Source organism: Frigoribacterium sp. CFBP 13712, assembly GCF_014842255.1.
Classification (GTDB): Bacteria; Actinomycetota; Actinomycetes; order Actinomycetales; family Microbacteriaceae; genus Frigoribacterium.
This window is the reverse complement of sequence record NZ_JACYVH010000002.1, coordinates 53,611-77,409: the sequence shown is the minus strand read 5'-3', so window position 1 is coordinate 77,409 and position 23,799 is coordinate 53,611. Positions and strand designations below refer to the sequence as shown.

Here is a 23,799-nt window from a genome sequence, read left to right as displayed (position 1 = left end):
ATGGATAGGCTGGGGATCATGAGCACGCCGCCCACCGCCCCTCCGCCGTCGCCCCTGGCCGTCCGCGGGCTGACCGCCGCTCACGACGATCGGCGCGTCGCACTGCACGCGGTCGACCTCGAGCTGCCGCGCGCCGCCGTCACCGCGCTCGTGGGGCACAACGGCTCGGGCAAGTCGACCCTGCTGGCCGTGCTGGCGGGCACGCACCTCCCGACGAGCGGCTCGGTGGACCTGCCGGGTGTGTCGTCGATCGCCTGGGTGGTGCAGCGCAGCGCGGCGCCCGACCGGCTGCCGGTCACGGTGCGCGACGTCGTCGGCATGGGCCGATGGCGCTCGCTCGGGGCCTGGCGCCGCCCGACCCGAACCGACCGCGCGCTCGTCGACGGAGCCCTCGAGCGGCTCGGCCTCGGCCCGCTCGCCGCGCGCCCCTTCGGCGAGCTCTCGGGCGGGCAGCGGCAGCGCACCCTGCTGGCGCAGGCGCTCGCGCAGCAGGCCGACCTCGTGCTGCTCGACGAGCCGGAGGCGGGGCTCGACGCCGACGCGCAGGGCATCGTCGCCGAGGTGGTCGCCGCCGAGGTCGCCCGCGGGGCCACCGTCGTGCACGCGACCCACCACGAGTCGTCGGCGGGTCGGGCCGACCGGGTCGTGCACCTCCGCGACGGGCGGGTGATGCGCGTCGCCGATCGCTGAGGAGCGGAGCGGGCCGGGTCTGCGGTGCCGGCACCGCACCTCCTGGGCTCCCCGCACGCGACGAGCGGGCGGAACGGGCGACTCCGGCCGAGGCGGGCCGCCGGCCACGACCGCTTCGGTCGGACACGCCCGCTTCGCCGGGCGGCAGCATAAAGTCGACCCATGACCCAGGAGGCGCGGTTCGTCACGGTCGATCACGCCTGGTCGGGTGCGTGGTCGGGTCGCTCGGTGGTGCGCGTCTCGGGCGACATCGACCTGCTCGGTCCGCCCCGCGCTGTGCACGACGGCCTGCCGCATCTGCCCGGCACCCTGCTCGCGCCCTTCACGGACTCGCACGTGCACCTCGGGCTGATCGATCCCCTCGCCCTCGCGGCCGGCGGCATCGCCCGGGTCGACGACCTCGGCTGGGATCCGGACACCGCGTCGCTCTGGCCCGAGCACGGGCGCCTCGACCCCCGCTGGCCCGAGGTGCGCGTCGCCGGCGGGCTGCTCTGCCCGCCCGCCGGCTACCCGAGCCGCGCCGGGTGGGCGCCCGACACCGCGGCCGTGGTCGTGACCGACGCCGCGAGCGCGAGACGCGAGGTCGAGCGGATGCGCGACCTCGGGGCGTCGTTCGTCAAGATCAGCCTCAACTCCGACGTCGGGCCGGTGTTCGACGACGTCACGCTGCGGGCGATCGTCGACGCCGCCAACGAGCATCTGCTCGTGCCGGTCGCTCACGTGCAGGGGGTCGGGCAGGCCCGACGCGCCCTCGCGGCCGGAGTGGCCCGCTTCGCGCACACCCCCTTCAGCGAGCGTCTCGACGACGAGCTCGTCGAACGCCTCGCCGCGCGCACCAGCTGGATCAGCACCCTCGACATCCACGGACACGGCCGAGGAGGCGCGGCGCACGACATCGCCGTCGAGAACCTCTCGAGGTTCCGGGCCGCCGGCGGTCACGTGCTCTACGGCACCGACCTCGGCAACGGCGATCTGCCCGTCGGGGTCAACGCGCGCGAGCTGCGGGCCCTGCAGCGGGCCGGGCTCGGCCTCGGTCTGCTGCTGCACGCGCTGACGGCGGGCGCTCAGCTCGGCGGAGCGGGCGAGAGCGGTCGCGGCACCTCGCGAGCCACCTGGATCCCGACGCCGCCGCCCCGACCCGACGACCCCGGCGCCGCCGCCGACTGGCTGGCCACCGCCACCGTGATCACCCCCGACACCCTGCTGGAGAAGACCTCGTGACCCGCGCCTCCTCGACCCCCGGCCCTGCCACCGCTCCCCCGACGCCCGAGCTGCCGTCCGAGCAGCTCGACGCCGCCGACCCGCTCGCGCGGTTCGTCGACCGGTTCGCGCCGGACGGCGACGTCGTCTCGTACCTCGACGGCAACTCGCTCGGGCGGCCGCTGCGGGTCACGCCCGAGAGGATCGCGTCGTTCGTGCGGCACGACTGGGGCAGCCGGCTGATCCGCTCATGGGACGAGCAGTGGATGGCGCGACCCACCGAGCTCGGCGACCGCATCGGGGCGGCGGCGCTCGGAGCCGCCGCCGGGCAGACGGTCGTGGGCGACTCGACGACGGTGCTGCTCTACAAGGCGATCCGGGCGATGCTGGCGGCGAGGCCCGATCGGCACGAGATCGTGATCGACGACGACCAGTTCCCGACCGACCGCTTCGTCGTCGAGGGCATCGCCCGCGAGCGGGGGGCCACCGTGCGGTGGGTGCACGTCGACCCGGCTCTCGGCGTCACGGTCGATCTGCTGGCCGACGTGGTCGGGCAGGACACCGCCGTCGTGCTCGTCAACCACGTGTCGTACCGTTCGGGCTACCTGGTCGACATGCCCGCCATCACGCGATTCGTGCACGACGTGGGCGCGCTGGTGCTGTTCGACCTGTGCCATTCGGTCGGCGTGGTGCCGATGCGGCTCGACGAATGGGGCGTCGACGTGGCCGTCGGCTGCACGTACAAGTACCTGAACGGCGGGCCCGGAGCGCCGGCGTTCCTCTACGCGCGGAGCGATCTGCTGCCGTCGCTCGAGCAGCCGATCCAGGGGTGGATGGGAGCGGCCGACGTGTTCGCGATGGCCGACGGCTACACGCCGGCGTCGGGCATCCGGCGGTTCATCAGCGGCACCCCGCCGATCGTCGGCATGCTGCCGCTCGGCGACATGCTCGAGCTGGTCGAGGAGGCGGGCATCGACGCGATCCGCGCCAAGTCGCTCGCGCTGACGGACTACGCTTTCGAGCTGGTCGACGCGTGGCTGGTGCCGCTCGGGGTCGAGGTCGCGACGCCGCGCTCAGCCGAGTCGCGGGGCGGTCACGTGACGGTGCGGCACCCGGCGTTCCGTGCCGTCGTGGCTGCGCTCTGGGAGGAGGGAGTCGTGCCCGACTTCCGCAACCCGGACGGGCTGCGCATCGGACTCTCCCCGCTCTCGACGACGTTCGCCGAGGTGCGGCTCGGCGTCGCGGCGATCCGCACCGCGCTGCTCGCCGGCGCCTGACACCTGACGCCTGACGCCGCGCCGCGCTCTTCGTCACCTGACGCCGCGCTGCCCGCCGCTACGCACCTCGCCGAAGAACCGCGTTCGCGAAGATGAACCGCCGTATATCGCGGTTCATCTTCGCGAACGCGCTTCACGGCGTCGCAGACGGTGCTGCGGTGCGGCCGCACCGCGGTTCATCTTCGCGAACGCGGTTCATGGCGTAGCGGACGGGGCGGAGGTGCGGCCGGTGCGGCCGGTGCGGCCGCGCAACCACGCCAGCACCGGGCGACGCGCGACCAGGCCGGCAGCCGCCAGCACGGCGGCGAGCACGACCGGACTCCAACCCGCCGTCGAGACGAGCGCCGAGGTGAACACCTGCCCGGCCATGTCGACCATCTCGAACGGGTAGCTCGCGTACACGCGGGTGCCCGCGGCGCTCGAGACCGCGGTGATCGCCGCCGGTCCGATCCAGAGAGCGAGCAGTGACACCGCAGCTCCGACCGCCCGGCCGAGCGTGGACGCCCCCGCCCAGACGACGGCGGCCGCCACGAGCACGGCGGGCGACCAGCGGAGGACCGCCTCCGCTACGGGCACGGCTTCGGTGATGAGCGAGAACGGCGGGTAGACGAGCGCGTGACCCCATTCGACGACGGCCACGGCGCCGACGCTGAGACCGACGATCGCCGCCCCGCGCGGGGCCCGCGCGATGAGAAGCAGCACGACGACTCCGATGGCGATCCCGATGGCCGAGGCGGCGATGACCGCGGCGAGGTAGACGACCGACGCGAGGCTGTCGGGCAGCCCCGCTCTGACGGTCGTCGTGCTCTGGATGAGCGCGACGAGCTGAGCGCCGACCGCGCCGACGAGGAGCGCGATCACGGTGCCCCGTCGATGACGGACCCCGGTCGCGCGGACCACGAGACCGGCCACGGCGGACCCGGTCACGAGCAGTGCCGCCTGGAGCGTGAGGGCGTACTGGCTGAAGGGCAGCAACGACACCGGCATGGCATCGGGTGCGGCCGTCACGCCGTCGGGGGCGACGACGGGAGTCGTCCAGAGGTTCTGCAGAGGGAGGCGTGCCCCGGTCAGCAGCCAGGGCAGCAGCCCGAAGGCGACCGCTGCCACCCCGAGGCCGGCGCAGATCATGATGAGGCGCAGATCGATCGGTGCTCGTTCCCCCGTGGTCATGCTCAGACCCTATCGGGGACGTCTCCCGGCACCGAGACGACGACGGCGGGCGACCACGGAAGATCCGTGATCGCCCGCCGTACGAGCGGGGCGGGGCTCGGAGCGAGCCGCGCCTCCTGCGGGGGGGGGTTAGAAGTCCCAGTCCTCGTCTTCGGTGGTGACGGCCTTGCCGATCACGTACGACGAGCCCGACCCCGAGAAGAAGTCGTGGTTCTCGTCGGCGTTCGGCGACAGCGCCGACAGGATCGCCGGGTTCACGTCCGTCGTCTCTTTCGGGAACATGGCCTCGTAGCCGAGGTTCATCAGCGCCTTGTTGGCGTTGTAGTGCAGGAACTTCTTGACGTCCTCGGTCAGGCCGACCGAGTCGTAGAGGTCTTGCGTGTACTGGATCTCGTTCTCGTAGAGCTCGAAGAGCAGGTTGAACGTGTAGTCCTTGATCTCCTGCTTGCGCTCTTCGGAGGCGCCTTCGAGCCCCTTCTGGAACTTGTAGCCGATGTAGTACCCGTGCACGGCCTCGTCACGGATGATGAGGCGGATCAGGTCGGCCGTGTTGGTGAGCTTCGCCCGCGACGACCAGTACATCGGCAGGTAGAAACCGCTGTAGAACAGGAACGACTCGAGCAGCGTCGAGGCGACCTTGCGCTTCAGCGGGTCGTCGCCCGTGTAGTAGTCGAGGACGATCTGAGCCTTCTTCTGCAGGTTCGGGTTCTCGACCGACCAGCGGAAGGCGTCGTCGATCTCGGGAGTCGACGCGAGGGTCGAGAAGATCGACGAGTAGCTCTTGGCGTGCACCGACTCCATGAACGCGATGTTCGTGTAGACGGCCTCTTCGTGGGGGGTGATCGCGTCGGGGATGAGGCTGATCGCGCCGACGGTGCCCTGGATGGTGTCGAGCAGGGTCAGACCCGTGAACACGCGCATGGTGAGCTGCTGCTCTTCGGGCGTGAGGGTGTTCCACGACTGGACGTCGTTCGACAGCGGGATCTTCTCGGGCAGCCAGAAGTTGTTGACCAGGCGGTTCCAGACGTCGACGTCTTTCTCGTCGTGGATGCGGTTCCAGTTGATCGCGCTGACCGACTTGATCAGCGGGATCGACTTGCCGGTCGCGTGGACCGGGTCGGTGATGGTCATGACATGCCTTTCGAAGACAGGATCGGGAGTTCAGGAGGCGCGGGTCGGGTTTCGTTCCCGACCCGCGCCGTCGACCGGAGGCTGTGCGCCGCCGTGGGGCGACGCGGCGACCGGCTCTAGAGCATGCAGCTGACGCAGCCGTCGACCTCGGTGCCCTCGAGCGCGAGCTGACGGAGGCGGATGTAGTAGATCGTCTTGATGCCCTTGCGCCATGCGTAGATCTGCGCCTTGTTGATGTCGCGCGTCGACGCGGTGTCCTTGAAGAACAGCGTGAGCGAGAGACCCTGGTCGACGTGCTGCGTGGCCGCGGCGTACGTGTCGATGATCTTCTCGGGGCCGATCTCGTAGGCGTCGGTGTAGTACTCGAGGTTCTCGTTGGTCATGAACGGAGCCGGGTAGTACACGCGACCGAGCTTGCCCTCCTTGCGGATCTCGATCTTCGACGCGATCGGGTGGATCGACGACGTCGAGTGGTTGATGTACGAGATCGAGCCGGTCGGGGGCACCGCCTGCAGGTTCTGGTTGTACAGACCGTGCGCCATGACGCTGGCCTTCAGCTCACGCCAGTCGTCTTGCGTGGGGATGGCGACCTGGGCGTCGGCGAACAGCGACGCACCGCGAGCGGTCGAGGGGGCCCAGACCTGCTCGGTGTACTTGTCGAAGAACTCGCCCGACGCGTAGGTGCTGTCGGCGAAGCCGCCGAAGGTGACACCGCGTTCGATCGCGATGGTGTTCGAGGCCCGCAGGGCGTGGAACAGCACCGTGTAGAAGTAGATGTTCGTGAAGTCGATCGCTTCTTCGCTGCCGTAGTGCACGTGCTCACGGGCGAGGTAGCCGTGCAGGTTCATCTGGCCGAGGCCGATGGCGTGCGACTGGTCGTTACCGACCTCGATCGAGCGGACCGAGGCGATGTGGCTCATGTCGCTGACCGCGCTGAGACCGCGGATGGCCGTCTCGACGGTCTTGCCGAGGTCGGGGGCGTCCATCGACAGCGCGATGTTCATCGAGCCGAGGTTGCACGAGATGTCTTTTCCGATCTCGTTGTAGCTCAGGTCTTCGTTGAACGTCGTGGGCGTGTTGACCTGCAGGATCTCCGAGCACAGGTTCGACATGTTGATGCGGCCCTTGATCGGGTTCGCCTTGTTGACCGTGTCTTCGAACACGATGTACGGGTAGCCCGACTCGAACTGGATCTCGGCGATCGTCTGGAAGAAGTCGCGCGCCTTGATCTTCGTCTTCTTGATGCGCGAGTCGGCGACCATCTCGCGGTACTTCTCGCTGATCGCGACGTCGCCGAAGGGGACCCCGTAGACCTTCTCGACGTCGTACGGCGAGAAGAGGTACATGTCTTCGTTGTTCTTCGCGAGCTCGAACGTGATGTCGGGCACGACGACGCCGAGCGACAGCGTCTTGATGCGGATCTTCTCGTCGGCGTTCTCGCGCTTCGTGTCGAGGAACCGCATGATGTCGGGGTGGTGGGCGCTCAGGTAGACCGCACCGGCACCCTGACGGGCGCCGAGCTGGTTGGCGTAGCTGAAGCTGTCTTCGAGCAGCTTCATGACGGGGATGATGCCCGACGACTGGTTCTCGATCTGCTTGATCGGCGCGCCGGCCTCGCGGATGTTCGAGAGCGAGAGGGCGACACCGCCACCGCGCTTCGACAGCTGCAGCGACGAGTTGATGCCGCGCGAGATCGACTCCATGTTGTCTTCGATGCGCAGCAGGAAGCAGCTGACGAGCTCGCCGCGCTGGGCCTTGGCCGTGTTGAGGAACGTCGGCGTCGCGGGCTGGAATCGACCCGCGATGATCTCCTCGACGAGGTCGACGGCGAGCTTCTCGTCGCCCTGGGCGAGACCGAGGGCGGTCATGACCACGCGGTCTTCGAAGCGCTCGAGGTAGCGCTTCCCGTCGAACGTCTTCAGCGTGTACGACGTGTAGTACTTGAACGCGCCGAGGAACGTCTGGAACCGGAACTTCTTCGAGTACGCGAGGTCGTTGAGCTTCTCGACGAACGAGAAGTCGTACTGCTCGATGGTCGCGGCCTCGTAGTACTCGTTCTCGACCAGGTAGTCGAGACGCTCGCGCAGGTTGTGGAAGAAGACCGTGTTCTGGTTGACGTGCTGCAGGAAGTACTGCTTCGCCGCCTCACGGTCTTTGTCGAACTGGATCTCGCCCGACGGACCGTAGAGGTTGAGCATCGCGTTGAGGGCGTGGTAGTCCATCCCGGTGGTGCCCGCCAGGCCCTGCCCGGGCGCGGCGATCAGTTCGAGATCATCGACTGCTGAATCCAAAATTCTTCCAATCCTGTGTGTACGGCGTTGACGTCGTCTGGTGTTCCGAAGACCTCGAAACGGTAGAGAAGGGGAACCTCGCACTTGGCGGCGACGATGTCGCCGGCCAGGCAGTAGCCCTCTCCGAAGTTGGTGTTGCCCGCCGCGATCACGCCTCGGATGAGGCGCCGGTTGCCCTCGTCGTTGAGGAACCGGATGACCTGCTTCGGGACGGCGCCCCGCCCTTCGCCGCCACCGTAGGTGGGCAGGACGAGGACGTAGGGGTCGGTGGCGTGGAGTGCCGGCTCGGACGGGAAGAGCGGGATCCGCTCCGCCGGCACACCCAGCTTCTCGACGAACCGCCGGGTGTTGCCCGAGACGCTGGAGAAGTAGACGAGGTTCGTCATGGCCGAGGCCCTCCTGCGTGGTCGGTGGGTGGGCACGGGCTCCGTCGTGACGACGTCGACCCGGCGCACCCGGGTGGGTCAGGAGATGCGGGCGGCCAGGCCGGCGATCTTGTCGGGGCGGAATCCGCTCCAGTGGTCGTCGTCGGCGATGACCACGGGGGCCTGCAGGTAGCCGAGGGCCTTGACGGTCTCGAGCGCGGCGTCGTCGGCCGTGACGTCGAGGATGTCGTACTCGATGCCCTTGTTGTCGAGGGCGCGGTACGTGGCCGTGCACTGGACGCAGGACGGCTTGGTGTAGACGGTGATGGCCATGGGATCCCCTGTGTTCTGGCCGGCTTTCGAGGCCGGGTCTGGTGGTTCGCGGGCCACGGTGCGTAGTGCCCGTGGCGACTCTTCGATACTACATCTAGTGGCCGACACTGGCACGCGCAACTAGATGCGGTGTTACACGGGTGTAACTCTCACACGGCTGACTTTCCACAGGGTCTCCCACAAGTTGCCAACAGTTCTGCGGGTGTTGTCCCCGTTTCCGGTGAGTTCTCCACATCCTTCTCCCCACCTCCGACATTCGAAACGGGCTGTCCCCACTTCGGGCCGACGGCGTGTCGCGACGACCCCGTCCGCTCGTAGACTTGTCCCCTCGTGAGCACCTATTCGACCCTGCTGAAGACGCCCGGCGTCTCGCGCATCATCGCGGCCCAGCTGACCGCGCGCTTCCCGTTCGGCATGCTGTCGCTCGCGTTCCTGCTGCACGTCGAGCACGTGCACCACTCGTACGCCGCCGCCGGCCTCGTCCTGGCCGCGACGAGCATCGGCCAGGCCATCTCGGGCCCGCTCACGAGTCGCTGGATGGGCCGCTGGGCCATGCGCCCCGTGCTGACCCTCACGCTGATCGTCTGCTTCGCGTCGATGATCACCTTCACCCTGGTCGACTTCTCCGTGCCGGCGTTCATGGCGCTCGGGTTCGTGACCGGCCTCAGCGTGCCGCCGGTGCAGCCGGCCGTCCGCACCATCTACCCCAAGATGGTCACCTCGAACCAGCTCACCCCGCTCTTCTCGCTCGACGCCTCGGCACAGGAGATCATCTGGGTGGCGGGTCCGGTCATCACGACCTTCGTCGGCACCCAGGTCGGCACGCAAGAGGCCATCTGGCTCGCCGCCGCGTTCCTCGTCGGCGGGGGCATCTGGTTCATCGCCTCGCCCGAGGTCGGCCGGGTCCGCATCCCCCGCAGCAAGCGGGCCTTCGGCAAGGTGCTGGCCCGCCCCACCGTGCTGCTCGCCACCGTCGCCGGGTTCCTGCTCATCGGGGCCTGCGCCGCCGTCGAGGCCGGTGTCGTCGCCCTCTTCGGCGAGGGCAGCGCCGACTCGGGCATCGCACTGGCGATCTTCGCCGCCGGCTCGCTGGTCGGCGGGCTCGCACTCGGGCACGTGCCGGTCGGCCCCTGGGCCCTCGCCCGTCGACTCGGCATCGTCTTCGTCGGCATGACCCTCGCCGTCTTCATGACCGGGCTGTGGCCGCTCAGCGTCACCCTGCTGATCGCCGGCGTGGGCATCGCGCCCGCCCTGGCCGTCATGTTCGCCATCGTCTCGTCGAGCGTCAAGTTCAGCGACACCGCCGAGGCCTACGGCTGGGCCGGCACCGGCCAGCTGATCGGCTCGGCGCTCGGCTCGGCCATCGCCGGTTTCTACATCGACCGCATCGGCGGGCAGGGCGGCCTGATCGTCGCCGCCGTCTTCGCCCTGGTCGGCATGCTCGTCGGCATCGCGTTCCACAGGTCGCTTCCCGATCTGCGCGGTCGCGACGCCAGCCCGCTGCCCGACACCGAGCCGGTGGCGATCCAGCCCAGCTGACCCGCGCCTCCTCGGGCTGGCAGGATCGATGCATGCCCGACATCCAGATCCCCCGCGTCGCACTGAACGACGGCACGACCATCCCCCAGCTCGGACTCGGCGTCTACAAGGTCGCCGACGACGAGGCCGAGAGGGTCGTCCGCATCGCCCTCGACGAGGGCTACCGGCACATCGACACCGCGACCCTCTACGGCAACGAGGCGGGCGTCGGGCGGGCGATGCGCGCCTCCGGCCTCGATCGCGACGACGTCTATCTGACGACCAAGGTCTGGAACACCGAGCACGGCTACGACGAGACCCTGCGCGCGTTCGACGAAAGCCTCCGCCTGCTCGAGACCGACCACGTCGATCTCTACCTCATCCACTGGCCCGCGGCGAGCCGCGACCGGTACGTCGAGACCTATCGGGCCCTCGAGACCATCCGCTCCGAGGGGCGGGCACGGTCGATCGGCGTCAGCAACTTCCAGGTGCCGCACCTCGAGCGGCTGCTCGGCGAGACCGACGTCGTGCCGGTCGTGAACCAGGTCGAGGCGCACCCGTGGCTGCCCCAGCGCGAGCTGCGGGCCTTCGGCGACGCGCACGGCATCGTCACCGAGGCGTGGTCGCCGCTCGCCCGCGGGCGGATCCTCGACGACGAGGTGCTGCTCGGCATCGCCGATCGGCTGGGTGTGAGCGTCGCGCAGGTCGTGATCCGCTGGCACCTGCAGCAGGGACTCGTGGTGATCCCCAAGTCGGCCACCGCGTCGCGCATCCGCTCGAACCTCGACGTGTTCGGCTTCGAGCTCGACGACGCCGACCTCAAAGCGATCGCCGCCCTCGAGTCGGGGCAGCGCACCGGGTCGCACCCCGACGACGTCGGCTGACCCGCGCCTCCCTNCCCGCCGCCGATGACGGGAACCCGCCGCAGTACCCCAGGAGGTGCGGGCCAGCCCCCGAGGAGGCGCGGCGCAGGAGGCGCGGGCCGGGTCCGTTAGCGTGGTCAGGCACGCCGTCGACGCAAGGAGCACCCCGCATGACCATCACCGCCGCAGCAGACGGTTCAGCCCTCGGCAACCCCGGGCCGGCCGGTTGGGCCTGGTACGTGGACGACGAGCGCTGGGCCGCGGGCGGCTGGCCGCGCGCGACGAACAACCAGGGCGAGCTGACCGCCGTGCTCGAGCTGCTGCGGGCGACCGCCGGCACCGACGACGATCTGCACATCCTCTGCGACAGCCAGTACACGATCAAGGCCTGCACCGAGTGGATGCCGGGCTGGAAGCGCAAGGGCTGGCGCAAGGCCGACGGCAAGCCGGTGCTGAACGTCGAGATCCTGAAGGAGCTGGACGAGGCCCTGGCCGGGCGGACGGTCCGGTTCGAGTGGGTGCGGGGCCACATGGGCCACGAGATGAACGAGGCCGCCGACGTGCGCGCCCGCGGTGCGGCGACGGCGTTCCAGAACCGCACGGCCGTTCCGAGCGGCCCGGGCTGGCCGGGTGCCCCCGTGTCGACGACCGACCCGATCGCGGCGCCGGCGACCCCGCCCGCGCCTCCTGCGACCCTGTTCTGAGGCAGTCCCGCCCGGCGGGCTACATCGAGGGGTGCGTGCTCGACAGGCCGCCGTCGACGACGAACTGCCCGCCGGTCGAGAAGGCCGAGTCGTCTGACGCGAGGTGCAGAGCGAGCCCGGCGACCTCTTCGGGCCGGGCGAGGCGCCCGCGGGGGCTCATCGTCTTGAAGGCGTCGAGCAGGCCGGGCTGCGCCTCGACCTGCCGACGGAACATCGCGGTGTCCGTCGGGCCGGGGTGCAGCGAGTTGATGCGGATGTCCCAGCCCTCCTGAGCGGCGTGGGCCGCGCTCGAGCGGGTCAGGCCGACGAGAGCGTGCTTGCTCGCGGTGTAGGCGGCATCGTCGCCGAACCCGAGGAACGACGTCGCGGGGGCGAGGTTGATGATCGATCCGCCCTCGCCGTCGGGGTTCGACCGCATCTGCTCGATGGCGAATCGCGTGCCGAGCATGACGCCGGTGACGTTGACGGCGAAGACCCGGTTCCAGCTCTCGAGCTGGGTCACGTCGATCGACTGACCGGACACGATGCCGGCGTTGTTGACGAGCACGTCGAGGCGGCCGTGCCGCTCGGCGACGTGGTCCATGACGCGCTTCCAGTCGCCGCCGTTCGCGACGTCGTGCCGGAGGAACTCCGCGCCGGCCTCGGCCGCCACGGCCGACCCGTCGACGATGTCGGTGGCGACGACGTGAGCACCCTCGTCGGCGAATCGACGCACGATGGCCTCACCGATTCCGGATGCGGCCCCCGTGACGATCGCGACTTTTCCGGACAGGCGAGACATGGGTCCTCCTCGTGGAGCGGAGCACGGTGGTGCTGCGGTCATCGGCGGCCCCCGGGTCGGGGAGCACGGTGACGACGTTACTCCTCGACGACCATGCCCCTGGTGCGTTCGGAGGCCGGCCCGACCACGGTCACGGTGACCACGGCCTCGCCGCGTTCGTCGCTCGAGGCCAGGTCGACGACGGCGGAGATGCCGAAGTCGTGGTCGCCCTCGGGGTCGGCGAAGATCTGGCGCACCCGCCACACCGTCGGCAGCTGCTCGACGACCAGCATGTGCGGCCCCCGGGCGGCCGCATCGGTTCCCATCGAGTCGTACTCGTCGTAGTAGCGGTCGAGCGCCTCTCCCCACCGGTCGACGTCCCAGCCCGATGCGGCGTCGATCCGACCGAGCGCCTCTGCGTCGTCGCGCGCGGCGAGCTGGACGCGTCGGAACATCTCGTTGCGGACCGCGATGCGGAAGGCCCGTTCGTTCGCGCTGAAGCGGCGGAGGACCGGGGGGACGATGTCGTCGTGGGCGTCGGCCTCGCGGGGGTTCAGCATCTCCTCCCACTCGTCGAGGAGGCTCGAGTCGACCTGGCGCACCAGCTCGCCCAGCCACTCGATCAGGTCGGCGAGCTCGTCGGTCTTCGCTTCGTCGGGCACCGTCTGCCTCAGCGCCCGGAAGGCGTCGGACAGGTAGCGCAGCACCAGCCCCTCCGACCGGGCGAGGCCGTAGAAGTTGACGAAGTCGCCGAAGGTCATCGCGCGCTCGTAGAGATCGCGGACCACCGACTTCGGGCTGAGCTCGAAGTCGCCGATCCACGGCTGCGACGCCTTGTAGGTCTCGAACAGGGCGGTCAGCAGCTCGTCGAGCGGCTTGGGATGGGTGACCTGCTCGAGCAGCTCCATCCGCTGGTCGTACTCGATGCCCTCGGACTTCATGGCGGCGACGGCCTCGCCCCGCGCCTTGAACTGCTGCTGCGAGAGGATCGGCCTCGGGTCGTCGAGCGTCGACTCGACGACGGACACGACGTCGAGCGCGTAGCTGGGCGATTCACGGTCGAGCACGTCGAAGGTCGCGAGTGCGAAGGGCGACAGGGGCTGGTTCAGCGCGAAGTTGGCCTGCAGATCGACGGTGAGTCGGATGACGGGGTCGCCACCGTCGATCGACGGCTCTTGCACGACGACCTCGGCCGTCCGCAGCGTGCGGTAGATCGAGATGGCCTGACGCGCCATCGCGTACTGCCGCGAGCGCGGTTCGTGGTTGTCGAAGACGAGCGACCGCACGTTCTCGAACACGTCGCCACCGCGGCCGATGACGTTCAGCAGCATGGCGTGGGTGATCTGCATGTGCGAGGTCAGGGCCTCGGGCTCGGCGGCGATCAGCTTCTGGAAGCTCGGCTCGCCCCACGACACGAAGCCGTCCGGTGCTTTCTTGCGGACGATCTTGCGCTTCTTCTTGGGGTCGTCGCCCGCCTTCTCGATGGCCTTGAGGTTGTCGATCTCGTACTCGGGCGCCTGCAGCACCACCGAGCCCGACGTGTCGTAACCCGCACGACCGGCACGCCCGGCGATCTGGTGGAACTCCCTGGCCGACAGCTGCCGCATGCGCGTGCCGTCGAACTTCGTGAGGGCGGTCAGCAGCACGGTGCGGATGGGCACGTTGATGCCGACGCCGAGGGTGTCGGTGCCGCAGATGACCCGCAGCAGGCCGCGCTGGGCGAGCTGCTCGACGAGACGGCGGTACTTGGGCAGCATGCCGGCGTGATGCACGCCGATGCCCGAGCGGACGAGGCGCCCGAGCGTCTTGCCGAAGCCCGTGCTGAACCGGAACCCGCCGATCAGCTCCGCGATCTCGTCGCGCTGCTCTCGGGTGGCGACCTTGATGCTCGAGAGGGCCTGCGCCCGCTCGAGGGCCGCCGCCTGCGAGAAGTGCACGACGTACACCGGCGCCTCGCCCGTGGCGAGCAGGTCCTCGACCGTCTCCTGCACGGGCGTCTGCGCGTACGTGTAGTGCAGGGGCACCGGCCGCTCGACCCCGGTGACCCGGGCGACGGGGCGACCGGTGCGCCTCGAGAGGTCGTCGGTGATGCGGGTGACGTCGCCCAACGTGGCCGACATGAGCAGGAACTGCACGCGGGGAAGCAGCAGCAGGGGCACCTGCCAGGCCCACCCCCGCGACTGGTCGCCGTAGAAGTGGAACTCGTCCATCACGACCTGGTCGACCTCGGAGTCGGCGCCGTGGCGCAGCACGAGGTTCGCCAGGATCTCGGCCGTGCAGCAGATGATGGGCGCGTCGGAGTTGACCGACGAGTCGCCGGTGACCATGCCGACGTTCTCGGGTCCGAACAGCTCGACGAGCGCGAAGAACTTCTCGCTGACCAGGGCCTTGATCGGTGCCGTGTAATAGCTGCGCTGCCCCTTGCTGAGCGCCACGAAGTGGGCCCCGGCGGCCACGAGCGACTTGCCGGTGCCGGTCGGTGTGCTGAGGATGACCGACGCCCCCGAGACGAGCTCGATCATGGCCTCGTCCTGTGCGGGGTAGAGCGGCAGCCCCCGACCCTCGGCCCACCCCGCGAAGTCGGCGTACGCGGCGTCCGCATCGTAGGAGGCGGTGCCCGGGTGGGCGGGGAGGAGGGCGGCCAGAGGAGCGGCGGGAGCGGACGACATGATGTGTCGATCTTGCCTCATCGACCCCGGCCGCCGCCGAGCCGGAGGAGCCCCTCCACCGGTGGGACGCGGCAGCACCACCGGTGGAGGAGCGGGCACGGGCGCCGGGGCGCCCCTGTGCACTTCGCCCCATCTCACCCCTGATCCGCTCGTGAGATGAGGATCACTCGATACTGTCACGGGAACGGGCCGGAGACAAGGCACGCCCCCGTCGACGAGTCGAGACTCGGACGGGGGCGTGCGGGCCGCACCCCGAACGAGGACCGGACGTGATCGGATCAGGAGATCACGATCGGCCGCGTCGGACGTGTGACGGGTGCGAGCGTCTCGGTAACCAGCCGAGGACGCACTACAAGATAACCGGTCATGACGGTCGCGCGGCAGCGAGACCGGGTGATTGTCAGCGGGTCATCCCTCCCCACCCGCCGGCACCCTGCACATCGACCACCGAGCGACCCCGGTGTCGGTGGCGGCTGATAGAACGGAATCCCAACCACAGGCAGGAAGACCCGACGATGACGTCCACTCCCCCCAGCAACTCCGCCGGCAGCAGCTCCGACCAGGGCGGGTCGCGCCCCGGCAGCCGACAGCGCGTCGCCGTCACCGGCGGCAGCGGCAAGCTCGGCCGCGCCGTCGTCCGCGATCTCGCGGAGAACGGCTACGAGGTCGTGCTGCTCGACCGCGTGCCGAGCCCCGAACCCGTCGACGGCGTCGTCTACGTGAAGGTCGATCTGACCGACTACGGCCAGGTCGCTCAGGCTCTGACCAGCGTCGACGACCGCTACGACCAGATCGACGCCGTCGTGCACCTCGGCGCCATCCCGGCACCCGGGCTCGTGCCGAACGCGGCGCTGTTCACCAACAACGTCACCTCGAGCTACAACGTCTTCGCCGCCGCCCGGGCCGCGAAGATCCGCAACGTCGTCTGGGCCTCGAGCGAGACGCTGCTCGGCATCCCCTTCGACATCGACCCGCCCTACCTCCCCGTCGACGAGGAGTACCCGGTGCGCCCCGAGTCGTCGTACTCGCTCGGAAAGGCCGTCGAAGAGGAGATGGCCCGGCACTTCACCCGCTGGGATCGCCAGCTCAAGCTGATCGGTCTGCGCTTCTCGAACGTGATGGATGACACCGACTACGAGGCGTTCCCGTTCGACGAGTCCCCCGAAGAGCGCACGTTCAACCTCTTCTCGTACATCGACGCCCGCGACGGCGCCCAGGCCGTCCGCAAGGCCCTGCAGTCCGATCTGGTCGGCTTCGAGGCCTTCATCATCGCGAACGCGGACACCGTGATGAACACTCCCACCGCCGTGCTCGCCGACCGGTTCTACCCCCAGGTCGAGCGCCGCGCGGCGATCGAGGGCACCGAGCCCCTGCTCAGCTCCGACAAGGCGCGCGATCTCCTCGGGTTCGTGCCCGAGTACTCGTGGCGCACCTGGGGCGACCGGGTCGGCAGGTAGCCGGCCGCCGCTCACCCGACGGGCGACTCAGAGTCGCAGCATACCCACGGTGACCAGCTCGCGGAGGCGCGGCGCCAGCTCCTGACGGAGCCGCGCCTCCTCGACATCGAGCAGCTGTGCCAGGGCACCGGCGATCGCCGCTGCGGACAGCTCTCCGTCCGAAGCCCCGACCAGCGCCGAGAGCGCTGTTCCCGACTCGATGCTCCGGGCGAAGCCGCCGCCCTGCCTGAGGGTGATGACGGTGGGGTCGTCGTTGCCGGGCCAGTAGTGCCGCTCTTCGGTGACGTCGCCGGCGACCCGCGGGTGCGTCGCCAGCAGTGCGTCGTCATCCAGACCCCGCAGGGTGTCGAGCGAGTCGAGCGTCGCCAGGAGGTGCGCCCCGAGCCCGACCTCGTTCGCCCCCATCGCCCCGAGGAGGCGCTCGATGCGGACCACGGGCGCAGTCGCCTCATCGACCGGTCGCCGCAGCGTCACGTAGCCGAACCCGACCTGCTCGATGCGCCGCGTCTCGAAGTCGCCGAGCCAGGCCTCGTAGAGCCGCTCGAAGTCATCGGTGCCGGGGCGGGTGCCGCCGTCTCGGATCCAGGTCTCGGCGTAGGCGGCTGGGTCCTGCAGCTCGCGTTCGACCACCCACACGTCGAGGGGCACGAGACCGCGCGCCGCCCAGTCGGAGACGGAGTACGCGCCCTTCTTCGCCGGTGAGCCGCCTGCGCCGGCGGACTCCCAGTTGCCGAGCAGCTGAGCGATGCCGCCCGGGGCCAGATGCCGCCCGACCTCGCCGACGACGGACGCCACGAGGTCGTCGCCCTCCATGCCGCCGTCCCGGTACTCGTACTCGGGCACCCCCTCGAGGCGCGGCGTGATGACGAAGGGCGGGTTCGAGACCACGTGGTCGAAGGTCTCGCCGGCGACGGGCTCGAAGAGGCTGCCCAGACGGAACTCGATGCCGTCGATCAGGTTCAGCGCGGCGTTGAACGCCGCGAAGTCGAGGGCACGGCGCGAGATGTCGGTGGCGACCACGTGCCGCGCGTGCCGAGCGACGTGCATCGCCTGGATGCCGCAGCCGGTGCCGAGGTCGAGCGCGCGATCGACGTCGCGCGGAACGATCAGCCCGGCCAGCGTGGCCGAGGCGCCGCCCACGCCGAGCACGTGGTCTTCGCGCAGGGCGCCGCCGAGGGCGAGCTCGCCGAGGTCGGAGGCGATCCACCACGCGGCCTCGCCGACCCCGTCGACGAACGAGTAGGGGCGGAGATCGACCCGCGCCCGGACGGTCGGGGCGGTCGTCTGCGTGGCCGGCGCCGACGCGGTGGTCGGTGCCGACGCGGTGTCGAGCTCGATCAGCCCGAGGGACTCGGCCCCGTCGACGCCGAGGGTGGGCAGAGCGCGCTCGACGTCGGCCCGGGGCTGCGGATAACCGAGGATGAACAGCAGAGCGAGGGTCGCCGCCGTGCGGATGCCGTCGTTCGACTCGACGCTGCGGCGGAGTGCGCGCCGGGCCGCGACCCGCTCACCCCGGAACAGCGCGGCACCGGCCGTCGGCCCCCACGCGTCTGGGCCGCTGAGGCGATCGACGGTGAACCCGGACGACGACAGGTCGGAGCGGAGACGGGCGAGCAGAGCAGGATCGGTCGAGACGAGAGGCACGCCCCCATCTTTCCGCACCTGTCCTGGTGCCGTCCGCGGCGGTCGCGGCCCGCGCCTCCTCGGCTCCACCCTGGCCTCGGGGCCGAACCCGACCGCGTCGGGCGTCTTCTTCGGGCCGAACCCGACCGCGTCGGGCGACTTCACCGGGCCGAACCCGACCGTTCCGCTCTCGATGCCGTCCATAACGTGGCGTCGTGCGGGGTTCAACCCCGGTGTGGTCGCGATTTGCACACCCGGCGGGGCGGGGCGGACGACGCCCGGACGTGCGAGAGGCCCCCGTCGCCGGGGGCCTCTGGGCGACTCGTGGAGCCGCGTGCATTCCGTGGAGCTAAGGGGATTCGAACCCCTGACCTTCTCATTGCGAACGAGACGCGCTACCAACTGCGCCATAGCCCCGGAAACTGCTCTGCAACGATAGCATCCCCGCAGCGGCGCTTCGACCCCGACCGCTCAGACGGCGCGGCGACGCGCGAGAGCCTCGTCGAGCCGGAAGCTGGGCTCGCCGAGGTCGCCGACGATGCCCATCCGGGCGAAGCGGCTGTCGACCGCAGGAGGCGCGGGCTCGGCAGCAGGGGCGGCCTGCGCCGCCGGGGCGGTCGCCTCCTCCGTCGCCGCCGGGCGCTCGCGCTCCGGGCGCTTCGCGGGGGCGTTCAGGGCGGCCTCGGCTCGCGCCGCCTGACGGAGCGCGTCGAGCTGCGCCTCGCGGAGGGCCTGCACCGAACGGGCCGCCTCGGCCTGGAGATCGGGCTCGATGTCGGTGCGGGCCGACGCGGCCGCGCGTGGCGACATGCTCGTGCCCGCGACGGCGCGCTGACGCCCGCGGCGGAGGTAGAGCGGCGTGGGGACGGGGACGGGGGTCCACTGTCGTGACGCCGTCTGCCGACCCTCGCGCGCCTCCTCGGTGACCGTCGCCTCGTCGGCGGTGTCGGCGAAGTCGCGGAACGGCTGCGACACCCGCGGCTCGGCGACGACCTGACGACGCGACCGTGCCCGCGAGACGGCGGCGAGCTGGGAGAGCATCGTGACCGCGACGGCCCCGAAGACGAGACCTGCGACCCCGAGCAGCCACGCCGCCTGCAGATTCAGCACGGCGACCGCGATGGCCACGACGCTGAGCACGAGCGTGGCGGTCGAGACCAGTCGCGACCGACGCAGACGGCGTGCCGCGAGGGCGGGGTCGCGGTCGGCGGCGGACAGCTTCGGACCGGCGGCGGCCAGCTCGCGGGTGATCGCACGCTGCCTCGCGGCCTCGTGCGCCCGGCGCAGGGCCTCGCGCCGCGCCTCCTCGTCCCGGAGGATCCGCTGCGCGTCGGCGACGGACTTCGCGTTCGCCTCGACGCGGACCTCCTCGGGCAGCTCGGCGGTCTGCGCGAGGATGCGGAGGGTCTGCTGCAGACGGATGGCGTTGCGTTCGGTGGCCAGGTACTCCTGACGTTTGTGCCAGGTGGGCACGAGATACGCGACCCAGAGCACGGCGACCAGCGCCAGCACGGCGCCGCCACCCCAGGACTCGATGTTCATGGTGATAAAGGTATGAGTGCCGAGGGGGCCACGACGCGCAGTCGGCAGGTGTGTCTGCCCGATCGGGCGACGGATCCGCTGTGAGAGGGAGAGCGGAGCCACCGTGCCGGCCGGATGGCCAGCTCAGATCGGGAGGGCGCGCTCCGCCTCGACGAGGGCCTCGGCCGGGATGCTGCCCTGGCCCGCGGGCACCTCGCCCGCCATCCAGCGCGCGAGGACTCCCCCGGGCACCTCCTCGGCGACCAGCGCGAAGCAGAAGTGGTCGCGCCACATGCCGTTGATGTGGATGTACCGCCGACGCAGGCCCTCGTAACGGAAGCCGAGCTTCTCGACGACGCGCAGCGACGGGGCGTTCTCGGGCCGGATGCAGACCTCCATCCGGTGGAGCCCGAGCACACGGAAGCAGTAGTCGGTGGCGAGGGCCACGGCCGTCGGCGTCGCGTCGTGCCCCGCGGCGGCCCGGGTCACCCAGTAGCCGATGGTGGCCGAGCCGAGCGAGCCGTAGGTGATGCCGCTGACGTTGAGCTGACCGACGAAGCGACCGTCGAGCTCGATGGCGAACGGCAGACCCAGACCGGCGCGGGCGTTCGTCTGCAGCGAGCGGATGCTGCCGCGGACGTCGTGGCTCGTGAAGCCGGACGGGTTCGTGGCCTCCCATTGGCGGAGCCACGCCCGGTTCTCGGTCAGCGCCGCATCGAGGTCACGGGTGTCGCGGAGGCGGAGGGGCCGGATGCCGATCCGCCCCTCCGCCAACGTGGGGATGTTCGCCACGGTCGTGTCCGCCTACTCCAGCCCGGCGGCGAAGTCTTTGATCCACGGACGCAGCTCGGCGCCGAGATCGTCGCGATCGCTGGCGAGCTGCACGATGGCCTTGATGTAGTCGAGCTTGTCGCCGGTGTCGTAGCGACGCCCGCGGAAGACGACGCCGTAGACGCCGCCCGTCCACTCCTCGGCGCTGGCCATCTTCATCAGCGCGTCGGTCAGCTGGATCTCGCCGCCCTTGCCCGGCTCCTGCTTCTCGAGCACGTCGAAGACCTCGGGCCGGATGACGTAGCGGCCGATGATCGCGAGGTTGGAGGGGGCCTCGCCCTGCGCGGGCTTCTCGACGAGGCCGGTGATCTTGACGACGTCGTCGACGTCGGTCGGCTCGACGGTGGCGATGCCGTAGAGGTGGGTCATCGAGGGGTCGACCTCGAGCAGCGCGACGACGGTCGCGTTCTTCTCGCCCTGCACCTCGATCATGCGGGTGAGCAGCGGGTCGCGGGCGTCGATGATGTCGTCGCCGAGCAGCACGGCGAACGGCTCTCGACCGACGTGCATCTTGGCGCGGAGGACCGCGTGGCCGAGACCGAGCGGGTCGCCCTGACGCACGTAGTGCATGTCGGCGAGGTCGGTCGACTGGTTGACCTTGGCGAGCTTGTCGTGGTCGCCCTTCTTCCGCAGCGTCTCTTCGAGCTCGCTCACGTGGTCGAAGTGGTTCTCGAGGGCGTTCTTGTTACGCCCGGTGATCATCAGCACGTCGGTGAGGCCCGCGGTGACGGCCTCCTCGACGACGTACTGGATCGCCGGCTTGTCGACGACCGGCAGCATCTCCTTCGGCATGGCTTTGGTCGCGGGGAGGAACCGAGTCCCGAGACCCGCTGCGGGAATGACTGCTTTGGTTATAGAGAAGCCCATGCGGGTCAGCGTACCGATCCGAGGCCATCTGCGGGCGTGTCGGTCGTTCCCCCTACGATTGGGCGCATGACGGACGAGGTCGGCAACGAGAAACGCGCCCTACGAGCCGAGCTGCGCCAGCGGCGACGCAACCGCAGCGAGCTCGACCGCGCCGAGGCGAGCGAGGGCATCACCCGGCGGCTGATCGACCTCGCTACGCGACTCGAGGTCCGCTCGATCTCGGCCTACCTGTCGACGACCGACGAGCCCGACACCCGCCCCTTCGTCAACTGGGCCTACGCCAACGGCATCCGCGTGCTGTTCCCGATCTCGCGCGAAGACGGCCTGCTCGACTGGGCGGTGGGCGACGGCGAGAGCGAGAGGCGCGGCCTCTTCGACCTGCCCGAACCGGTCGGCGAGGTGCTCAGCCCGATGGCCATCAACGACGTCGACCTGATCGTCGTGCCCGCGGCGCTCATCGACCACGGTGGCATGCGGATGGGCTGGGGTCGGGGCTACTTCGACAAGACCCTCGGCTCGATGGAGAAACGCCCGCCGGTCTATGCTGTGGTGTTCGATCCCGAGTACGTCGACAGCGTGCCGCGCGAACGCCACGACCAGCCCGTCGACGGGGTCGTGACACCCTCCGGTGTCCACGAGTTCTGACCCGGCCCGCTCCCCCTCTCGAGGACCACAGTGCCCACGTATTCCTACCGCTGCACCGAGTGCGACAACGCCTTCGACATCGTCCAGTCGTTCACCGACGACACGCTGACGGTCTGCCCCGTCTGCGAGGGCCGGCTCCGCAAGGTGTTCAGCCCCGTCGGCGTCACCTTCAACGGCTCGGGCTTCTACCGCACCGACTCCCGCGGGTCGAAGGGGTCGAGCTCGGGGTCGGGGTCGAGCGACAAGGGGTCGGGCTCGGGGTCGAGCTCGGGGTCCGGCTCGGGCTCTGGGTCGAGCGGCGGATCGTCCGACAAGAAGAGCTCAGGAGGCGCGGCGACGTCCTCGACGTCGTCCTCCGGTGGCAGCGGCTCGAGTTCGTCGGGCGGCGGCTCGGGTTCGTCGAGCAGCAGCGGCGGCAAGTCCTCGTCCTGATCGGTCGTCGGCACGGTCGGCGTGGTTGAGTGCTCCCTGAGAGCACGTACCCCGACCCACCGATCCGAAGGAGCACGCCCGTGAAGGGTTTCAAAGAGTTCATCCTGCGCGGCAACGTGATCGACCTGGCCGTCGCCGTGGTCATCGGCGCCGCGTTCACCGCCATCGTCACGTCGCTGGTGACCAACATCTTCAACCCGTTGATCGGTGCGGCGTTCAACGCGCAGTCGCTGGACGACAGCTTGATCCTCACGATCCCGACGGTCGGCGGCGAGGAGGCGCGGCTGCTGTTCGGTGCCGTCCTCGGCTCGGCGATCCAGTTCGTGATCATCGCGGCCGTCGTCTACTTCTGCCTCGTGCTGCCGGTGAACCACCTCCTGAAGCGCACCTTCGCCCGGCAGGCCGCCGAAGAGACCCCCGCCGACGTGCCGCCCACCGACGTCGAGCTGCTCAGCGAGATCCGCGATCTGCTGCGGGCGCAGAACGCCGCAGCCGTCGCCGGTTCGGGGTCGCACGCCGCGCCTCCTGCGGAGGGTGTCGACCGCTCGGGCACGAACGGCCCGCTGGGCAGCCGCTGAGCTGCAGCGCATGTCGCCGACCACGGCCCGCCACGATCATGTGGCGGGCCGTGGTCGTTCTGCGCTGAACGGAGTGACCCGGAACGGCCCCTCGGCCGCGCTCAAGCCTCGGTTTGAGGCACTTCGTTCGGCGGCGCGGCGGCGCAGCCGCGGAGCGGGGCCAGCCAGCCCCACGATGTGACCCGGAACGGCCTCTCCGCCACGCCCAAGGCCCGGTTTGAGGCACTTCGATGGGCGGCGCGGCAGCGGAGCTCAGCCGCGCCGAACGACGTGACCCGAAGGGACCCCTCCGCCACGCCCAAGGCCCGGTTTGAGGCACTTCGATGGGCGGCGCGGCGGCGGCGCGCAGCGCAGCCGCAAAGCGGGGCCAGTCAGCTGAACTAAGTGACCCGAAGGGGCCCCTCCGCCACGCCCAAGGCCCGGTTTGAGGCACTTCGTTGGGAGGCGTGGCAGCGTGGAGCCGCCGCGCCAAACGAAGTGACCCGAAGGGGCCCCTCCGCCGCGCTCAAGCCTAGGTTTGAGGCACTTCGTTCGGCGGCGCGGCGGCGGCGCGCAGCGCAGCCGCGGAGCGGGGCCAGCCAGCTGAACTAAGTGACCCGAAGGGGCACCTCCGCCACGCGAGAGGCCCGGTTTGAGGCACTTCGTTGGGCGGCGCGGCAGCGCAGAGCAAGCGCGCCGAACGATGTGACCGGAAGGGGCCCCTCCGCCGCGGTTAAGGCACGGTTTGGGGCACCTCGTTCAGCGGCGCGGCAGCGCAGCGGCGCGGCAGCGCAGCGGTGAGGCAGCGCCGCAGGCTCAGCCCCAGTGGGGCGGCACGTCGGCGCGCAGCTGCGCGTCGTTCTCGGCCGACGCATGCCGAGGAGGCTCGGGTGCC

The 23,799-nt window shown here is 70.2% G+C and carries 21 protein-coding genes and 1 tRNA gene; 10 read left to right on the top strand and 12 right to left on the bottom strand.

All coding sequences use genetic code 11. The features are described from left to right. Positions 1–18 precede the first annotated feature (18 nt). The 3 genes from aztA (at position 19) to IFT51_RS04015 (ending at position 3,167) form a co-directional block, all read left to right on the top strand. On the top strand, positions 19–690 hold the full coding sequence (aztA, locus tag IFT51_RS04025) for a zinc ABC transporter ATP-binding protein AztA (protein WP_192059468.1): 672 nt from the start codon (positions 19–21) through the stop codon (positions 688–690). Between the two features lie 162 nt (positions 691–852). After that, positions 853–1,911 (top strand): amidohydrolase, encoded by a 1,059-nt coding sequence (locus IFT51_RS04020; protein WP_192059466.1) that lies wholly within the window; start codon positions 853–855, stop codon positions 1,909–1,911. Then, entirely contained in the window at positions 1,908–3,167 is a 1,260-nt protein-coding gene (locus tag IFT51_RS04015) for a kynureninase (protein ID WP_371740674.1), read from the top strand. Before IFT51_RS04020 ends, IFT51_RS04015 begins: the two co-directional genes overlap by 4 nt. Positions 3,168–3,362: 195 nt before the next feature. On the opposite strand, the gene IFT51_RS04010 is transcribed toward IFT51_RS04015, so the two are convergent. The 5 genes from IFT51_RS04010 to nrdH form a co-directional block, all read right to left on the bottom strand. After that, positions 3,363–4,337, bottom strand: coding sequence for a hypothetical protein (locus IFT51_RS04010; RefSeq protein ID WP_192059464.1), 975 nt, complete (start codon positions 4,335–4,337; stop codon positions 3,363–3,365). Between the two features lie 129 nt (positions 4,338–4,466). After that, positions 4,467–5,468, bottom strand: coding sequence for a class 1b ribonucleoside-diphosphate reductase subunit beta (gene nrdF, locus IFT51_RS04005; protein ID WP_055794231.1), 1,002 nt, complete (start codon positions 5,466–5,468; stop codon positions 4,467–4,469). A gap of 116 nt (positions 5,469–5,584) precedes the next feature. Beyond that, positions 5,585–7,690: a class 1b ribonucleoside-diphosphate reductase subunit alpha gene (gene nrdE / locus IFT51_RS04000; protein ID WP_192060169.1), complete on the bottom strand. Its 2,106-nt coding sequence runs from the start codon at positions 7,688–7,690 to the stop codon at positions 5,585–5,587. A gap of 38 nt (positions 7,691–7,728) precedes the next feature. Continuing rightward, on the bottom strand, positions 7,729–8,145 hold the full coding sequence (gene nrdI / locus IFT51_RS03995; protein ID WP_192059463.1) for a class Ib ribonucleoside-diphosphate reductase assembly flavoprotein NrdI: 417 nt from the start codon (positions 8,143–8,145) through the stop codon (positions 7,729–7,731). Between the two features lie 78 nt (positions 8,146–8,223). After that, positions 8,224–8,457 (bottom strand): glutaredoxin-like protein NrdH, encoded by a 234-nt coding sequence (nrdH, locus tag IFT51_RS03990; RefSeq protein WP_055794227.1) that lies wholly within the window; start codon positions 8,455–8,457, stop codon positions 8,224–8,226. A 330-nt stretch (positions 8,458–8,787) separates the two neighbouring features. On the opposite strand from nrdH, the gene IFT51_RS03985 reads away from it, so the two are divergent. The 3 genes from IFT51_RS03985 (at position 8,788) to IFT51_RS03975 (ending at position 11,542) form a co-directional block, all read left to right on the top strand. Then, positions 8,788–9,996 carry an MFS transporter gene (locus tag IFT51_RS03985; protein WP_192059460.1) on the top strand — a complete coding sequence of 403 codons (1,209 nt, stop codon included), beginning with the start codon at positions 8,788–8,790 and terminating at the stop codon, positions 9,994–9,996. Between the two features lie 32 nt (positions 9,997–10,028). Next, positions 10,029–10,859 carry an aldo/keto reductase gene (locus IFT51_RS03980; RefSeq protein WP_192059458.1) on the top strand — a complete coding sequence of 277 codons (831 nt, stop codon included), beginning with the start codon at positions 10,029–10,031 and terminating at the stop codon, positions 10,857–10,859. A gap of 149 nt (positions 10,860–11,008) precedes the next feature. Then, the gene (locus IFT51_RS03975) at positions 11,009–11,542 is read left to right on the top strand and encodes a ribonuclease H (RefSeq protein ID WP_192059456.1); all 534 of its coding nucleotides are present in this window, start codon (positions 11,009–11,011) and stop codon (positions 11,540–11,542) included. Between the two features lie 19 nt (positions 11,543–11,561). Here IFT51_RS03975 and IFT51_RS03970 read toward each other — a convergent pair whose 3' ends face one another. Both IFT51_RS03970 and IFT51_RS03965 read right to left on the bottom strand, forming a co-directional pair. Then, on the bottom strand, positions 11,562–12,323 hold the full coding sequence (locus IFT51_RS03970; RefSeq protein WP_192059454.1) for an SDR family NAD(P)-dependent oxidoreductase: 762 nt from the start codon (positions 12,321–12,323) through the stop codon (positions 11,562–11,564). 77 nt (positions 12,324–12,400) lie between these two features. Beyond that, positions 12,401–14,971: an RNA helicase gene (locus tag IFT51_RS03965; protein ID WP_192059452.1), complete on the bottom strand. Its 2,571-nt coding sequence runs from the start codon at positions 14,969–14,971 to the stop codon at positions 12,401–12,403. 515 nt (positions 14,972–15,486) lie between these two features. Here IFT51_RS03965 and IFT51_RS03960 point away from each other — a divergent pair. Next, entirely contained in the window at positions 15,487–16,428 is a 942-nt protein-coding gene (locus IFT51_RS03960; RefSeq protein ID WP_192059451.1) for an NAD(P)-dependent oxidoreductase, read from the top strand. A gap of 27 nt (positions 16,429–16,455) precedes the next feature. Here IFT51_RS03960 and IFT51_RS03955 read toward each other — a convergent pair whose 3' ends face one another. The 5 genes from IFT51_RS03955 to galU all read right to left on the bottom strand — a co-directional run bounded on the left by IFT51_RS03955 (position 16,456) and on the right by galU (position 21,270). Beyond that, entirely contained in the window at positions 16,456–18,072 is a 1,617-nt protein-coding gene (locus IFT51_RS03955) for a methyltransferase (RefSeq protein ID WP_192059449.1), read from the bottom strand. A gap of 323 nt (positions 18,073–18,395) precedes the next feature. Next, positions 18,396–18,468: transfer RNA gene (locus IFT51_RS03950), tRNA-Ala, on the bottom strand. Between the two features lie 54 nt (positions 18,469–18,522). After that, positions 18,523–19,593: a hypothetical protein gene (locus IFT51_RS03945; RefSeq protein ID WP_192059447.1), complete on the bottom strand. Its 1,071-nt coding sequence runs from the start codon at positions 19,591–19,593 to the stop codon at positions 18,523–18,525. Positions 19,594–19,716: 123 nt separating this feature from the next. After that, positions 19,717–20,364 carry a GNAT family N-acetyltransferase gene (locus IFT51_RS03940; RefSeq protein ID WP_192059445.1) on the bottom strand — a complete coding sequence of 216 codons (648 nt, stop codon included), beginning with the start codon at positions 20,362–20,364 and terminating at the stop codon, positions 19,717–19,719. A 12-nt stretch (positions 20,365–20,376) separates the two neighbouring features. Further along, on the bottom strand, positions 20,377–21,270 hold the full coding sequence (gene galU, locus IFT51_RS03935; protein ID WP_192059443.1) for a UTP--glucose-1-phosphate uridylyltransferase GalU: 894 nt from the start codon (positions 21,268–21,270) through the stop codon (positions 20,377–20,379). A 66-nt stretch (positions 21,271–21,336) separates the two neighbouring features. Between galU and IFT51_RS03930 the strand changes: the two genes are divergently transcribed. The 3 genes from IFT51_RS03930 to mscL all read left to right on the top strand — a co-directional run bounded on the left by IFT51_RS03930 (position 21,337) and on the right by mscL (position 22,925). Further along, a complete protein-coding gene (locus IFT51_RS03930) occupies positions 21,337–21,915 on the top strand; it encodes a 5-formyltetrahydrofolate cyclo-ligase (protein ID WP_192059441.1) in 579 nt (192 codons plus the stop codon). A 30-nt stretch (positions 21,916–21,945) separates the two neighbouring features. After that, the gene (locus IFT51_RS03925; protein WP_192059440.1) at positions 21,946–22,347 is read left to right on the top strand and encodes an FmdB family zinc ribbon protein; all 402 of its coding nucleotides are present in this window, start codon (positions 21,946–21,948) and stop codon (positions 22,345–22,347) included. 80 nt (positions 22,348–22,427) lie between these two features. After that, positions 22,428–22,925 (top strand): large conductance mechanosensitive channel protein MscL, encoded by a 498-nt coding sequence (gene mscL, locus IFT51_RS03920; protein WP_192059438.1) that lies wholly within the window; start codon positions 22,428–22,430, stop codon positions 22,923–22,925. Positions 22,926–23,799 lie beyond the last annotated feature (874 nt).